This is a genomic window from Pseudomonas sp. IT-P100 (genome assembly GCF_949767185.1).
Lineage (GTDB): Bacteria > Pseudomonadota > Gammaproteobacteria > Pseudomonadales > Pseudomonadaceae > Aquipseudomonas > Aquipseudomonas fluorescens_B.
The window spans coordinates 1-342 of the sequence record NZ_CATKQK010000048.1 but is presented as its reverse complement, the minus strand read 5'-3'; the positions used below and the strand labels follow the sequence as shown (position 1 = coordinate 342).

Sequence of the window (342 nt, the reverse complement as noted above, 5' to 3'; positions counted from 1 at the left end):
GCCGTCGTTATCGCGCAGGGTGTAAGTGAACACGTCGGTCGCGCCCGGGCCGTTCACGGAGTTCGGGTAGCTGTGGTACTCGGCGTTGCCTTGGGCGTCCAGGGTCAGGTAGCCGTAAGTACCGTTGATCTGGGTGTTGAGCCCGCCGTTCACTGGCGTCGAAGTGTCCGAGCCGGCGCGCACGCCGACCACGCCACCGCCGAGCAAGGGGCCATCGGCGCCGGCGACGTCGTTCCACAGCACGTTGCCGCTGACGACGCCGCCTTCGGTTACCGAGGTCGCGTCAGGGTTGGCATCGGGCGTGTCATCGACGATGTTGACGTTGATCTGGCCGGTCGCGGT

General features: G+C 66.7%; 1 protein-coding gene. It reads right to left on the bottom strand.

Features of this window, described 5'->3' with window-relative positions:
* Positions 1 to 342: Ig-like domain-containing protein (locus ACM6IQ_RS23845; RefSeq protein WP_414880000.1), on the bottom strand; the 342-nt coding region annotated here is incomplete at both ends.